17 protein-coding genes are annotated in these 13214 nt (G+C 60.0%); 5 read left to right on the top strand and 12 right to left on the bottom strand.

The annotated features are described in order from the left end of the window. Positions 1 to 291: 291 nt before the first annotated feature. The 8 genes from AB4P96_RS14955 to AB4P96_RS14920 all read right to left on the bottom strand — a co-directional run bounded on the left by AB4P96_RS14955 (position 292) and on the right by AB4P96_RS14920 (position 5130). Positions 292 to 627, bottom strand: coding sequence for a DUF6124 family protein (locus AB4P96_RS14955; RefSeq protein ID WP_099549271.1), 336 nt, complete (start codon positions 625 to 627; stop codon positions 292 to 294). A 429-nt stretch (positions 628 to 1056) separates the two neighbouring features. Further along, complete coding sequence (locus tag AB4P96_RS14950; protein ID WP_200433701.1) at positions 1057 to 1392, bottom strand: DUF6124 family protein; 336 nt, start codon at positions 1390 to 1392, stop codon at positions 1057 to 1059. Positions 1393 to 1822: 430 nt separating this feature from the next. Beyond that, complete coding sequence (locus AB4P96_RS14945) at positions 1823 to 2782, bottom strand: zinc-binding alcohol dehydrogenase family protein (protein ID WP_395600959.1); 960 nt, start codon at positions 2780 to 2782, stop codon at positions 1823 to 1825. 30 nt (positions 2783 to 2812) lie between these two features. Beyond that, positions 2813 to 2986, bottom strand: a complete 174-nt coding sequence (locus AB4P96_RS14940; RefSeq protein WP_017139616.1) for a DUF1427 family protein — start codon at positions 2984 to 2986, stop codon at positions 2813 to 2815. 103 nt (positions 2987 to 3089) lie between these two features. Then, entirely contained in the window at positions 3090 to 3854 is a 765-nt protein-coding gene (locus tag AB4P96_RS14935; RefSeq protein WP_170039749.1) for a helix-turn-helix transcriptional regulator, read from the bottom strand. Between the two features lie 67 nt (positions 3855 to 3921). After that, on the bottom strand, positions 3922 to 4092 hold the full coding sequence (locus tag AB4P96_RS14930) for a metallothionein (protein WP_017139618.1): 171 nt from the start codon (positions 4090 to 4092) through the stop codon (positions 3922 to 3924). 89 nt (positions 4093 to 4181) lie between these two features. Further along, positions 4182 to 4637 (bottom strand): DMT family transporter, encoded by a 456-nt coding sequence (locus AB4P96_RS14925; RefSeq protein WP_017139619.1) that lies wholly within the window; start codon positions 4635 to 4637, stop codon positions 4182 to 4184. Positions 4638 to 4641: 4 nt separating this feature from the next. Continuing rightward, positions 4642 to 5130 (bottom strand): DMT family transporter, encoded by a 489-nt coding sequence (locus tag AB4P96_RS14920; RefSeq protein WP_017139620.1) that lies wholly within the window; start codon positions 5128 to 5130, stop codon positions 4642 to 4644. A 117-nt stretch (positions 5131 to 5247) separates the two neighbouring features. Here AB4P96_RS14920 and AB4P96_RS14915 point away from each other — a divergent pair, with 117 nt between their 5' ends. The 3 genes from AB4P96_RS14915 to AB4P96_RS14905 all read left to right on the top strand — a co-directional run bounded on the left by AB4P96_RS14915 (position 5248) and on the right by AB4P96_RS14905 (position 7057). After that, positions 5248 to 6180: a LysR family transcriptional regulator gene (locus tag AB4P96_RS14915; protein ID WP_017139621.1), complete on the top strand. Its 933-nt coding sequence runs from the start codon at positions 5248 to 5250 to the stop codon at positions 6178 to 6180. Positions 6181 to 6323: 143 nt separating this feature from the next. Beyond that, positions 6324 to 6683 (top strand): type II toxin-antitoxin system Phd/YefM family antitoxin, encoded by a 360-nt coding sequence (locus AB4P96_RS14910; RefSeq protein WP_099549267.1) that lies wholly within the window; start codon positions 6324 to 6326, stop codon positions 6681 to 6683. Further along, entirely contained in the window at positions 6680 to 7057 is a 378-nt protein-coding gene (locus AB4P96_RS14905; protein WP_026013886.1) for a type II toxin-antitoxin system VapC family toxin, read from the top strand. Before AB4P96_RS14910 ends, AB4P96_RS14905 begins: the two co-directional genes overlap by 4 nt. Before the next feature lie 28 nt (positions 7058 to 7085). On the opposite strand, the gene AB4P96_RS14900 is transcribed toward AB4P96_RS14905, so the two are convergent. The 3 genes from AB4P96_RS14900 to AB4P96_RS14890 all read right to left on the bottom strand — a co-directional run bounded on the left by AB4P96_RS14900 (position 7086) and on the right by AB4P96_RS14890 (position 10870). Next, positions 7086 to 8405: an Nramp family divalent metal transporter gene (locus AB4P96_RS14900; RefSeq protein ID WP_017139624.1), complete on the bottom strand. Its 1320-nt coding sequence runs from the start codon at positions 8403 to 8405 to the stop codon at positions 7086 to 7088. 41 nt (positions 8406 to 8446) lie between these two features. Next, entirely contained in the window at positions 8447 to 10000 is a 1554-nt protein-coding gene (locus AB4P96_RS14895; protein WP_017139625.1) for a DUF726 domain-containing protein, read from the bottom strand. Positions 10001 to 10087: 87 nt separating this feature from the next. Further along, a complete protein-coding gene (locus AB4P96_RS14890; RefSeq protein ID WP_138451498.1) occupies positions 10088 to 10870 on the bottom strand; it encodes a helix-turn-helix domain-containing protein in 783 nt (260 codons plus the stop codon). A gap of 99 nt (positions 10871 to 10969) precedes the next feature. Here AB4P96_RS14890 and AB4P96_RS14885 point away from each other — a divergent pair, with 99 nt between their 5' ends. Next, positions 10970 to 11842 (top strand): EamA family transporter, encoded by an 873-nt coding sequence (locus AB4P96_RS14885; protein WP_395600958.1) that lies wholly within the window; start codon positions 10970 to 10972, stop codon positions 11840 to 11842. Between the two features lie 81 nt (positions 11843 to 11923). Next, entirely contained in the window at positions 11924 to 12325 is a 402-nt protein-coding gene (locus AB4P96_RS14880) for a RidA family protein (protein WP_017139628.1), read from the top strand. On the opposite strand, the gene AB4P96_RS14875 is transcribed toward AB4P96_RS14880, so the two are convergent. Then, positions 12315 to 13211 (bottom strand): LysR family transcriptional regulator, encoded by an 897-nt coding sequence (locus AB4P96_RS14875; protein WP_017139629.1) that lies wholly within the window; start codon positions 13209 to 13211, stop codon positions 12315 to 12317. The genes AB4P96_RS14880 and AB4P96_RS14875 overlap by 11 nt on opposite strands. Positions 13212 to 13214: the final 3 nt, after the last annotated feature.

Below are 13214 nucleotides of genomic sequence, written 5' to 3'. Positions count from 1 at the left end.
CAGTGGATCAGTCAATCATTCTCTGACTGACAGACCGCCATCGCAGGCAAGCCAGCTCCCACACTTTTAAGTCACGGGGTGGGCTACATTCAGCGCCTTGTCGACCAGCAGTTGCAAACCTTCCAGCATCCGACAGATACCCAGCGCGACCTTGTGTTGAGATCGTTCCCACGCTCCGCGTGGGAATGCCGCCCCGGACGCTCCGCGTCCCGCCATAGAGGATGCAAGGTGACGCGGAGCGTCACAGGATGCATTCCCACGCAGAGCGTGGGAACGATCTTAGCCCCCCATTCAAGCTACGGGGTGGGCTACATTCAGCGCCTTGTCGACCAGCAGTTGCACACCTTCCAGCATTCGGCAGATACCCAACGCGACATTGCGTTGCGAACCCTCGATTTCAAACGCCAGGTGGTTGGCGATATCACTGATGGAAGCCAGATCCTGGGAAGCATTGACCAGCAAGGTTTCCGTGCCCAAGTCTGCGCGCACGGTGAAGATGCCTTCGCTGGATTCAGGAATGGGTTTACCGGGGTTGAGATAGTGGTTGATCGCGCGGTAGGCGACTTCGTGCAGGGTGCTGGTGTCGTAGTCTTGATGGACTGGGGGGTTGGGGCTGTCTTTGATCATGGTGGAATTCCGTCGACAAGTGAAGCTGCCAACGCTCGCGGTCAAGCAAGGATAAGGTGGCAGCTGTACGCGGGTTGACCGACCGGTTGTCAACGAACCCGGCATACCCAAAGGTATCCCGCGCACAACTGCCGCGACACAATACCTCAGGCATAAAAAAAACGCCTGAGGTTGGTACTGGGCGTAGCGATTCGTTAACAAGTCGGACGGTCAAATCCGGCCGCTGAATTGGCAGCGACGGCAGTGAGGTTAGTCAGCCCGCTTCCGAGCGACAACCTGAAACCTTTGTGGGAAACGTCCGATCGAGAACAGCCCTCAAGCCTAGTGAAGATCAAAATGTGGGAGCTGGCTTGCCTGCGATAGCGATGGGTCAGTCAATAACTCTCTGACTGACAGACCGCCATCGCAGGCAAGCCAGCTCCCACACTTTTAAGTCACGGGGTGGGCTACATTCAGCGCCTTGTCGACCAGCAGTTGCACACCTTCCAGCATTCGGCAGATACCCAGCGCGACATTGCGTTGCGAACCCTCGATTTCAAACGCGAGGTGGTTGGCGATATCACTGATGGAAGCCAGATCCTGGGAAGCATTGACCAGCAAGGTTTCCGTACCCAAGTCTGCGCGCACGGTGAAGATGCCTTCGCTGGATTCAGGAATGGGTTTGCCGGGGTTGAGATAGTGGTTGATCGCGCGGTAGGCGACTTCGTGCAGGGTGCTGGTGTCGTAGTCTTGATGGACTGGGGGGTTGGGGCTGTCTTTGATCATGGTGGAATTCTTCGGGAGTGGAGCCGCCACGTTTCGCGGTCAAGCGAAATAGGGTGGCAGCTATACGCGGGTTGACCGACCGGTCCCAAAGTAGCCCGGCATACCCTAAGGTATCCCGCGTACAGCTGCCGCGACACGATACAGCAGACGTAAAAAAAACGCCTGATTCGATGCGGCATATACATTTGGGGGGCAGACGGTCAAATCCGGCCGCTGAATTGGCAGCGACGCCAGTGAGGTTAGTCAGCCCGCTTCCGAGCGACAACCTGAAACCTTTGTGGGAAACGTCCGATCGAGAACACACCCTCAAGCCTGGTGAAGATCAAAATGTGGGAGCTGGCTTGCCTGCGATAGAGGTGGATCAGTCAATAACTCTCTGACTGACAGACCGCCATCGCAGGCAAGCCAGCTCCCACACTTTTTAACCGCATTAAGGCAGGAAGATGACCTTGTCCGCGCTGCCTTTGTTGACTTCCTCGTAGCACTGCACCCCATCCGCCAACGCCAGCTCACGCAACCCTGTCGGCAACGGCAGCGAACCCTCATCAAAAAACCGCCCAAACTGCTCCAGCATCACCGCACATTGCTCGCAGTTGTAGAGCAATGAATTGATGCCCACCACCGAGCCGCCCCTGCGGTACAACGCCAGCGCCGGCAGCTGCACATGCCCATCAACCGGCGCCGCGATGATCGCGATGCGGCCGAACGGGGCCAAACCGGCGACAGCCGCCGGCAGCCAGAAACCGGTGGTGTCGAAGATCACATCGGCGCCGCCCTTGAACACCGCATTCACCTGCCCGCCCAATGCGTCCGGTTGGCCCAGGGCAATCGCGTCGAAGCCCTGCGCCTGCAACGCCTCGACCTGATCCGCTTTGCGCACCGCCGCCAGCACCTGCGCACCGCGAATTTTCGCCAGCGCCAACGCCGCGCTGCCTACAGCACCATTGGCGCCAATCACCAGCAGCCGCGTGCCTTTGCCGACACCGCTGCGCTCCAGCGCATCCCAGGCGGTGGTGTACGGCACACCGAGGCTGGCAGCCTGGGCAAAGCTTAGATGCGTCGGTTTATGCGCCACGCCTTTCGCCGACACCGTGAGGTACTGCGCGTGGGAGCCATCGGCAAAAAAGCCGAGGTCACGGCCGGTGCCCCACACTGCCTGGCCAACCAGTTGCTGCGGGCCTTCCACCACCACACCGGCAAAGTCCCGGCCGGGAATACGCGGCAACGTCGTGTAGGGAAACCGGCCAAGTACGTTTTTAACGTCGCTGGGGTTCAAACCCGCCGCTTTAACCTGGACCAACACTTCACCGGCAGCCGGCAGCGGCTTGTCGACTTCAACGAAACTGAGGGCGGCGAGGTCGCCGGTGGCGGAAAATTGCAGTGCTTTCATGGCCAATATCCATCGAAGTGGAAAAAGAAATCAGGACAACCAACCGCTGACCAGCTCACGGCCCATGGGCCAGAGCTTCTCGCCGATCAACATCCCCATCAGCCCCACCAGGGCAATGGCAGGCGGCGCGGGTGAGCGAAAGTCCAGGGCACCATAGATCACGCCGACAAACAGGCCGATGGCGAGGGAAATGAGATAGTTCATAGGGGATAGTTCATAGGGTTTACGCCGGGTGGGTTGATGCGCTCAGTGTAGTGAGCACCCCCCCGAAGCATCGGCCAAGTGCTTCAGGATTTCGGCCAAAGCCTCAACCGACGTATTGCGACGGTGCCACACCCAGTTCACGGCGGAACATGTCGCTGAAGCTGCTCGGCGAATAGCCCAAAGAGCGGGCAATGCCGCTCACCGACTGGCCCTGGATCAGTTCCGCCACCGCCGTGGCTAGCTGCACCTGACGGCGCCATTCGGCAAAGCCCATACCGAGGTTGTTCTGGAACAACCGCGCCAGGGTGCGCACGCTGGCACCCGCCGCTTCGGCATGTTGCTCAAAGGGGATTTCCAGCGAGGGCGCCGCCATCACTGCCTGGCAGGCATTGATCAACCGGCGGTCCGCCCCCAGTGGCATGGCAATGCGGATCTGGGAGCGGCGCGCGCGTTGCAACTCCAACAGCGCCAGACCGACTACGGCGTCGTAATAGGCGGTATCACCGTTATCGCCTTGATCAACCAGCGTGACGATCAGCTCACGCAGCAGCCCGCCGACTTCAATCACCTGCACCTGGCTGTCCAGCGTCGCCGCCAAGGCTGGGCGCAGGTAGATATTGCGCATCTGCAAGTCCGAGACCACGCGAATCCCGTGCTCCACACCCGGTGGCAACCACACGGCGCGCTGCGGCGGTACTACCAGGGCTTCGCGCGGTGTTTCAACCCACATCACCCCGCTCATGGCGTAGAGCAACTGGCCCCAGTCGTGGCTGTGTGGCTCCACATACAACCCACGGGGGTAGGTGCGCGCCAGTGGTTGCACGGGGACGGCATGATCAGTGAGGTCGGGAGGCGCGGCCAGGGCCATGAAGCACACATCAATCAAGGGTGAGCGGCCATGGTAATGACCGCCACCCGATAAGCCGAGCGGATTTTTAGCCGTGGGCAGACTTGGCGCACTCGCAACCGGTCGACGAGGCACACGGTTCGCCATGCGCATGGTGCTCGGCGCAGCCTTGGCAGCAGTAGCCCTTGCCGTCTTTCATCACCGCGTTGGTGCCCAGTACGCATTTGCAGTGTGGGCAGGCACAGGTTTTATCAGCCATGTTCAGACTCCTTTTGCATGGTCGTCCAGGTGCAACGGGCGCTGCACCTTAAGCAGTGACTACCGGCAAGGTTTCAAGGTTCACCGCCGTTAATCGGCCAGTCGGCTGTTGCTGCGGTACATGAACACCAGCGCCACTGCCAACAGCAGCATTGCCACGATACGGCTGCCCGACAGCTCGATGGCCGGGTTGCCCAGCCAGCCGAAGTTATCGATCAGCATGCCCATGCCCAACTGCCCGACGATCACCGCCACCGTGGCCACTGCCGTCCCCACCACGGGCACTGCGCCGACCATGACCATCATGTACACCACGCCAAACAACGCGCCGGTCAACTGCCATTTGGGCACGTCCAGCAAGCTCACGGCCTGTGCGGGTTCGAAGAAGAAAATCAACAACGCCGTGCTGATTGCGCCCACCGCAAAGGTCAATAAACTGCTGCGCAACACGCCGACCGTCTGGCCCAGGCGGCCGTTGATCGCGGCTTGCACACTCAGCACCGCACCGGCGGCAATCACCAGTACCAACAACAGAATCAGATTCATCGCTTTAACCCCGTGCAATCAGAACAAGTGCCGCCACAATCAACGCCAGGGCAATCCAGCGTTCGCCATTGACCCGTTTACGCGCGGTGCCGAACCAGCCGAAATGGTCGATCAGCACGCTCTTGCCGACCTGGCCCGAGAGGATCGCGACCATGGTCATGGCGATGCCGATATGCGGCGTGGCCAAAGTCAGCACCACCACGTACATCGGCCCCAAAAAGCCGCCGATCAACTGCCAGCGCGGCAGGTCGGTGAGTGCCGGGCCTTTTTGCGCGCCGCTGAACAGCAGCAGCAAAAACAGAATCGCCGTACCGACGCCAAAGATGCTCAACGTTGCCCACAAATGCCCGACCTGTACACCCAATGGCCCGAGCAAGCCGGCCTCAACCGACAGGCCCATGCCCGCCAGAATCACCAGCGGCAACAGCAGCAATCGCAAAAGGTTTTTTTTCGGCCTGGCCTGCGCCACGCCTTCGATGGAACTTGCCTGCATACATCACCTGCGCGTCAAGAAACGAAACATGGCGCGCATTATCCGGTGGCCGTCTTGTGCGATAAATGGGAACATGCAAACAACACCTTTGCGCATTACGCACAGCACGGAGCCACGATGCAGGGTTTGAATGAACTGAGTTTCAAGGCATTGCGCCTGTTTGTAGCCGTGCTGGATCACGGCAGCTTTTCCGAAGTGGCACGTCGCGAAGGGCTGGCGCCCTCCTCCATCTCACGGCAAATCCAATTGATGGAACAGGCGCTCGGCCAGCAATTGCTCTACCGCCATACGCGTGCGGTCAGCCCCACCGAAGCCGGGCGGCTACTGGGGCGTCATGCGCGCCTGATGCTGGAACAGTTGGAGGCCGCCGGCCAGGCCCTGCAAGAGCAGGAAAGCGAACCCAGCGGGCTGGTGCGCATCAACGCGCCGATGGTATTCGGCCAACGCCACCTGTCACCGTGGCTGGGCGAGTTGTGCCGTCGCTACCCCAAGCTACAGTTGGATATCCAGCAAACCGACACCTACGTCGACCCGCTGCAAGACGGCACCGACCTGCTGTTTCGCATCGGCGTGCTGAACGACTCCAGCATGCAGGCGCGCATCTTCGCGCCGCAGCGTTTTCGCCTCGCGGCCAGCCCCGCCTACCTGGCCCGGCATGGCACGCCGCGCCACCCCGAAGAACTGGCCAACCATCAATGCCTGGCCTACAAAGGCATCACCGGCCAGCAGCGCTGGTTCTTCCGCCGCGGCCAGGGCGACTGGACGCCTTACAGCGTCAAAGGCCCGATCACCGGCAACCACGCCGACACCCTCACCCACGCGGCGGAACAAGGCCTTGGGCTGGTGGTGTTTCCGTCCTGGCTGATCGGCGAAGGCTTGCGCGCCGGCACCTTGCAGGCGGTACTCACGGAGTACGACGTGGCCACCACCCTTGAACCGCAACAGATTGCCGCGCTGTGGCCAGGCAGCCGGCGGCTGTCGCTGAAGGTGCGCACGGTGATTGATTATTTTGTGGAGTGTTTTGGAGCGGTGCCGTATTGGGATCGGTGAGGCTCCTCCCTCTCACTGGAAAAGCATTGGAAGGTAAAAAATCCTCGTGGGAAAAGTAGGCTCGTTCTGATTTTTCGGGCCACTATTTCAGACACGGCATATGGCAGGCAGACTTTGGCTCAATCTTTTTTTGGAGAGGTGCCATGGGTTTCGTTTATCAAAAACAATCGCGCTCTGAACGCGCGGCTAAAGCCGGTCGTCATGCCGTCTTTGATAGCTCAGCTGATTTTGGCTATATTTGGCCAAAATATGGAGATCGCCACATGATTACCGTACCGCTGGGTGAAGCAAAAAATAATCTGTCAAAGCTGGTCGATGAGGCTGCTGCTGGCAAAGTGATCACCATCGCCAAGCATGGGCGTGCGATGGCACAGCTCGTCCCCGTAGGAAAGGCCAAAGGCCGCCGGATTGGCGCAATGAAAGGCAAGCTCATTATCCCCGAAGACTTTGATGCGCCTTTACCCGATGACCTGCTGGATGCGTTTGAGGTCAACCCTTTATGAGGGTGCTATTGGATACCCATATTCTGCTGTGGACACTGAGTGATGACCCCAGGCTATCCAATAAAGCCAAAAAATTGATTGAAGACGCTGCTGAGATTTACGTCAGCGCTGCAACCTTCTGGGAAATGGCGATCAAGGTAGGCTTGGGAAAGCTCGAGGTGCAGTTGGATGAAATTCGTGAATACTGCCTGGAGAGCGGTTTCACCGAATTGCCGATCACCCCAGAACACGCGATTGCAGTGAAGGATCTTGAGCACCACCATAAAGACCCGTTCGACCGGCTTATCGTTGCGGCAGCCATGAGCGAGCCGATGAAACTGCTGACGGCCGATCCGCAGGTTGCCCAGTACACATCCTTGGCAATTCTGGTGTAGACCGCGTTGGAGCGATCACACGTTTAAGTCAAAACAACCACTGCCCAATCAACCACGCATTCGCCCCACTGATCAGCGCAAACAGAAACCACGCCAGTAACCGCGTGGGCAAGCGGTTAACGAAGGGCCCCATCAGTTGCTTGTCGTCAGTCATGCGGATCAGCGGGTACAACGCGAAAGGCAGCTGCAGGCTGAGCACCACCTGGCTCAGAATCAGCAGTTTGCCGATGGCATCGTCGCCCATCAGCCACACCCCCAGGAACGCTGGGATCAGCGCCAGCCCGCGCGTGATCAGGCGCCGCTGCCAGCACGGGATGCGCAGGTTGAGGTAACCCTCCATGATCACTTGCCCGGCGATGGTGCCGGTAAAGGTCGAACTCTGCCCCGAAGCCAACAAGGCGATGCCGAACAGGATGCTGGCGAAGGCGCCTCCCACCAATGGGTCAAGCAGGTGATAGGCGTCCTGGATCTCGACCACTTCGGTGTGGCCGGTCTTGTAAAACGCGGCGGCGGCCAACACCAGGATCGCGGCGTTGACCAGCAACGCCAGGGCCAGGGAGCCGATGGTGTCGATACGCGCCAGCTTGACCGCGTCCTGTTTGCTGGCGAGGTCTTTGCCAATCAGGCGGGTCTGCACAATCGAGGTGTGCAAATAGAGGTTATGCGGCATCACCGTGGCGCCAAGGATACCGATAGCCAAATACAACGGCGCTGCATCGCTGATGGCCGCCAGTGACGGGGTAAAGCCACTGAGTACGTCCGGCCAGTAAGGTTTGATCAGCACCAGTTCGATAAAGAAACACACGCCAATGGTTGCAACCAGCGCCAGCATGATCGCTTCCAGGCGGCGGAAACCGCGATTTTGCAGGGCCAGGATCAATAGTGTGTCGAACGCGGTGATCACGATACCGGTCGTCAGCGATACGCCGAGCAACAAGTGAAACGCCAAGGCGCAACCGAGGACTTCAGCCAGGTCGGTAGCGATAATGGAGATTTCCGCCAACACCCATTGCGTGCGCGCGGAGCGTTTGCTGTAGCGCTCACGGCACAGTTGCGCGAGGTCTTTGCCGGTGGCGATGCCCAGGCGCGAACACAGGCACTGCACCGCCATCCCGGCCAGGCTGGCCAGCAGCACCACGAATAGCAGGCTGTAGCCGTAACGAGAACCGGCTTCGATGGCGGTAGCCCAATTGCCGGGGTCCATGTAGCCGATGGAGATCAGCAGGCCGGGGCCGGCAAACATCAGCGCCCGTTTGAAAAACGAGGCCTTGGGGTCGACGATAACGGAGCCGGCCACTTCCGGCGGGCAGAACGGGGCAGTGGCGATTTTCGGCAGGCTGAATTTCACGCGGTATCCCAGGCAAACACACAAGTCAGGGCCGCAGCTTATCAGTCCGACGCGACCGTGCGCATCACCGTCTCCCGGGGCAAGTCGAACGCTTCGACGACTTGCACCACCAGGTCCATCTCCTGGTTCAACGCTTCGCGCTCCATGCGCTGGCGAATCACGCCAATCACCAAGACCGCCAAGGTGGTGATCGAATAGGCCGGGCCGGAAAACGCACGCACGCCCGTTACCAGCAACATCGCCGCCGCCAGCGCCTGGCCCACCACCGGAATTGCGGTGGCCGCGCCGCGCCGCAAGATAAACCCGGTGAGCCCCGCCAACGCCGTGCCGCTCAGGGCGGTGGTGGCCGAGCGGCCGATATCGATACGATTGAACAGGCCCTGCTCTTTTTGCGCGGCCGCCTTAAGCTCGGCGTCGAAGGCCTGGCGGTCGGCGCGACTGAGTTTGTCCTTGTACTGCTCGATGAGTTTTTCCGCGACCTGTGCCTCGATATCTGCCAGCACCACGGTTTCAAGCGGCCCATCGAACTTGATGCCCAGCCGCTGTGCGACATCTTCGGCGATCTGGCGATAACTCACGCCATGGCCACGGGCGATGTTCATAAAGCTGTCACCGCCCATGCGTTGCAGCTCGATGGCCAGTTTCAGCGGTTCACGTACATCGGCATCGATCGAGGCACTGCGTTTTTGTGCCATCAACTCAGCCAGAAACTTAAGCTCCTCCGGCCGCGCCTGCACCAGCGCGGGGAACAGTTCCACGTCCTCCTCGGCAAAACGCACTTCGCTGCTGCGCAGGTCAGCGCGGATCAGGCCACGCCGTTCCTGCAGCAGGTCGGTGTACTGCACCACCGTTTTCAGCTGCGGCCAGTAGGCAGCATGGTCGAAGGTGGCCAGGTGAACATTGGTGACCTTGGCCTTGAGCGAGGGCGTGACGTCGATCGCATACCGGCCTATGCAGCGCTCGGTGTCCGGCTTGATGGCAAGCGCCCAGTCCTTGCTGGAGTAGCAGTTGATCACGCGCCCTTTGAGGGGCGCCGACACTTCATCCCAGGGGCTGGACGTACTGATCGCGCCGCCCATCAGCAACACATTGTTAAGCGGCAATTGGCGGGCGACCTCGGGGCTGGCCAGCAGACTCTTGACCAGGATACGCGCGCCCAGGGAATGCCCGATCAGGTTGATGCGCCGCACGGGCAGCGCTTCGCCGTGCAGGTAATGGGCAAGCTCAGGCAATAGCGTCTTGGCCACTTCATCGACACGCGCCTCGACACTTTTGTAATGGTCGAGAAAGTAGGCAATCGCACGGCCCACACCCACGGTTGCCGCGCCCAGGCCGCCACCGCCAAGCATTGCGGTAATCACATCTTTAAAGGGAGCAAAAAGGTTTTCCAGAAAGTGACCCGCCGGCCAGAACAGCATCAGGTTGGTCGAGCCTTCGATGCTTGCCAGTTGTTGCGTGAAATTGCCCAGTTGCTGGCGGTTGAAGAACGCCGAATAACCGTGAACATAGAGATTGAGCACATCCCCCTGAGGCTCGCCACACAACAGAAACGTGGGCTTGCGGGTGCGGTGCATTTCATCCCACTGGTGTTGCATGGGCCGGTGACTCCTGATGACGGTGGGCGGCGATAGTAACAAAGCAGGACCGCCTGCAAGGTGAATCCTGACCAGCGTGTGAGCTTTTTAGAACAACGACACGGCCTTGGACTTGGCCAGGTAGCGCGCCGGGGAATCGCCCAGGTGACGGCGGAACAGCGCGGTGAAGGCGCTGGGGCTGCTGAAGCCCAATGCAAATGCGACCTCGGTGATCGAGGCGCCGTGGCTGAGTTGCGCGGTGGCCTCCAGCAGGCAGACTTGCTGGCGCCACGCCACGAAGGTCATGCCGGTGCTTTCCAGGAAGTGGCGAGTAAAGGTCCGCCGGCTCATGCTCGACCAACTCGCCATTTGATCGAGGGACACGGTTTGCGCAGGCGCGTCCAGAAAGCGCTGGCAAGCCCTCGCCAAACGCGGTTCAGAGGGCAGCGGCGCACTGAGGGGCAAGGCCGATAGCGTACTGATTTCGTCGATCAGCAGCGTCAATACACAGTGCCGCCGCACCTTGGACGTTGCCGATGAACCCACCGCCAACGCAGCTTCCAAAAGATGCCTGAGCAGCGGCGACACCTCGAAAACCTGGCAGTACCCCTGCAGCCCTGCGCGCTCGGCGGCTTGAGCATCGAGGTAGGTATTGAGCATCACCACATCGCCGCGCATGTGCATTTCATGGGCAATGCCACCGGGCACCCAGACGGCCCGCTGCGGCGGCACCACCCAGTTGCCCAGGTCGGTGAACATTCTTAAGGCACCGGTGGAAGCATAGGCAAACTGGCCGCGCGGGTGCGTATGCCGGGCAAACACACTGCCGCACGGGTATTCACGCAGGGTCACAAGCGCTTCGGGGTCGTTGTCGTCAAAGGTCGGAATCATGGCCCGATCTTGTCAAAGTATGACCTGGCATAGCAAGCGGGCCATACGCCCGAGCTCTAACCTTCACCCCTTTGAAGCAACCGGTTCGAAGGAACGTCCATGCACAAGAAACACCTGGCACTTGCCCTGTTGGTCACGCTGGCCTGGGGGCTGAATTTCCCCATCACCAAACTGGGCCTGCGGGCCATCGACCCGTTTGTACTCACCGGCCTGCGCTTCGCCCTCGCCGCCTTGCCCCTGGTGTTCGTCATCAAGCGCCCCGCCGTGCCATTCGGTTATGTAGCGGCCTATGGCGTGATCTTCGGGCTGGGCATGTGGGGTGTGATCAACTATGGCATCCAGCTTGGGGTGAGCCCGGGGATTGCCTCATTGCTCATCCAGCTCAGCGTGTTTTTCACCCTGGGTTGGGGCTGCGTGCTATTCAAGGAGAAAATTCGCGGCGCGCAGTGGGCCGGGGCCTTTCTCGCGTTGATCGGACTAACCGGGATCATCGCCAACCAGCAAGGCGAACACGCTGCGCTCGGCGTGCTGATGATCGTGTTCAGCGCACTGGCGTGGAGCATCGGCAACGTCATCATCAAGACGTCGGGGGTTAAAGAAATCTTTTCGTTCATGGTCTGGGCCAGCCTGTTTCCGCCAATCCCGCTGTTCCTGATGGCCTGGTGGGTGCACGGCGACGGTGCGTTCGTAAGCCTCCCCGCCAACCTCGACCTCACCGCCGTGTGGTCGCTGCTGTTTCAGGTTTACCTGGCCACGCACTTTGCTTACTGGGGCTGGAACACGTTGCTCAAGGCGTACCCCGTGTCCACGGTAGCGCCGCTGTCGCTATTGATCCCGGTGTTCGGGATTGCCAGTTCGATGTTGATACTGGGCGAGCGTGTTTCCACAGCCAATCTGGTCTTTATCGCAGTGATTATCAGCGGCTTGGCAGTCGGGCTTTATCGCAAACCGATTGTGCATACCAGTAGATAGTCATGACAGAAACTTGGGATATTGTTCGCGCATTCGCTCTATTAGCATTCGTCGGATCGTGTATTCAACCGAGGAAATACCATGAGCATGCCCGAATTTTTTGTCACCCCAGGCTATGGCGATACCATGCGCGAACACCTGCACTATTCCCAAGCAGTGAAAATCGGTAACCGCGTGGAAACGTCAGGCCAGGGCGGCTGGGACGATGAGTTCCAGATCCCCGCCGACCTCAGTGAAGAAATCGCCCAGGCGTTTCACAACCTGGACCGAACCCTGGCCACCGCCGGCGCGGGTTGGGAGCATGTGATTCACATAAACTCCTACCACGTCGGTGGGTTTGCACCTGAGGTCAACGAAGCGATGGTCCAGCAATACCGGCGCTACATGCCCCACCATGCGCCGATCTGGACGCAAGTCGGCGTCGAGGCCCTGGGACTGCCGACCATGCGCGTGGAGATACGCGTAACCGCGATTATTCCCTGACCCCAAACGTGCGGATCACCCACTCGGTAAAGACCTTGAGCCGCGCACTCTGATGACGGTTAGGTGGGTAGAGGATATGCAATGGCGTGGCCGGGCGCGACCAACCCGGCAGCACCTCAACCAACTGGCCGGTATCGAGGTAGTGCTGCACGATCGACTTGAAGTGCTGCCCCACACCAAGGCCCGCGAGCAGCATTTCCTTGAGGCCGTTGCCTTCGTTAGTCGAAAAAGCGCAGTCGTTGACCTCGATACGTTGCTGGCCCTGCTCAAAAATCAGCGGCTCCGGCTTGCCCGACCCAGCAAAAAAATACCCGGCCCTGAGGTGGTTGTTTACAAGGTCTTCGGGCGAAACCGGCAAACCCCGGCGCGCCACGTAACTGGGTGCCGCACAGGTCAGGTATTCAAGGTCCGCCACCTTGCGCCCGATCATCGCCATGTCTTCCAGCTTGCCAGCACGGATCACGCAATCGGCGCCCTCCCCGACGATATTCACCGCACGGTCGCTGATGCCCAAGGCGATGGTGATATCGGGGTACTCACGATGAAAGTCCACCAACGCCGGAATCAACAGGCAATTGGCAAACGAGGCCGGTGCATCCACGCGCAGGTGCCCGCCGGGCTTGAGGATCTGCCCGCGTGCGGCGCTGTCCACTTCATCCAGCTCAGCCACCAGCCGTCGCGCATGGCGGTAATACTCCAGCCCTTCAAGCGTGGGCGCCAGGGCGCGGGTGGTTCGGTGCATCAGCTGGGTACCCAGGTGTCTTTCCAGGTCAGTGATGAGTTTGCTGACGGTAGAGCGTGGCAGCGCCAACTGGTCGGATGCACGGCTGAATGAACCGGTATCGACAACACGGACGAAGGCGCGCATGGCCAGGAGCTGATTCATCGG

Source organism: Pseudomonas sp. B19125, assembly GCF_044218855.1.
Classification (GTDB): Bacteria; Pseudomonadota; Gammaproteobacteria; order Pseudomonadales; family Pseudomonadaceae; genus Aquipseudomonas; species Aquipseudomonas edaphica.
This window is presented reverse-complemented; position numbering and strand designations above follow the sequence as displayed.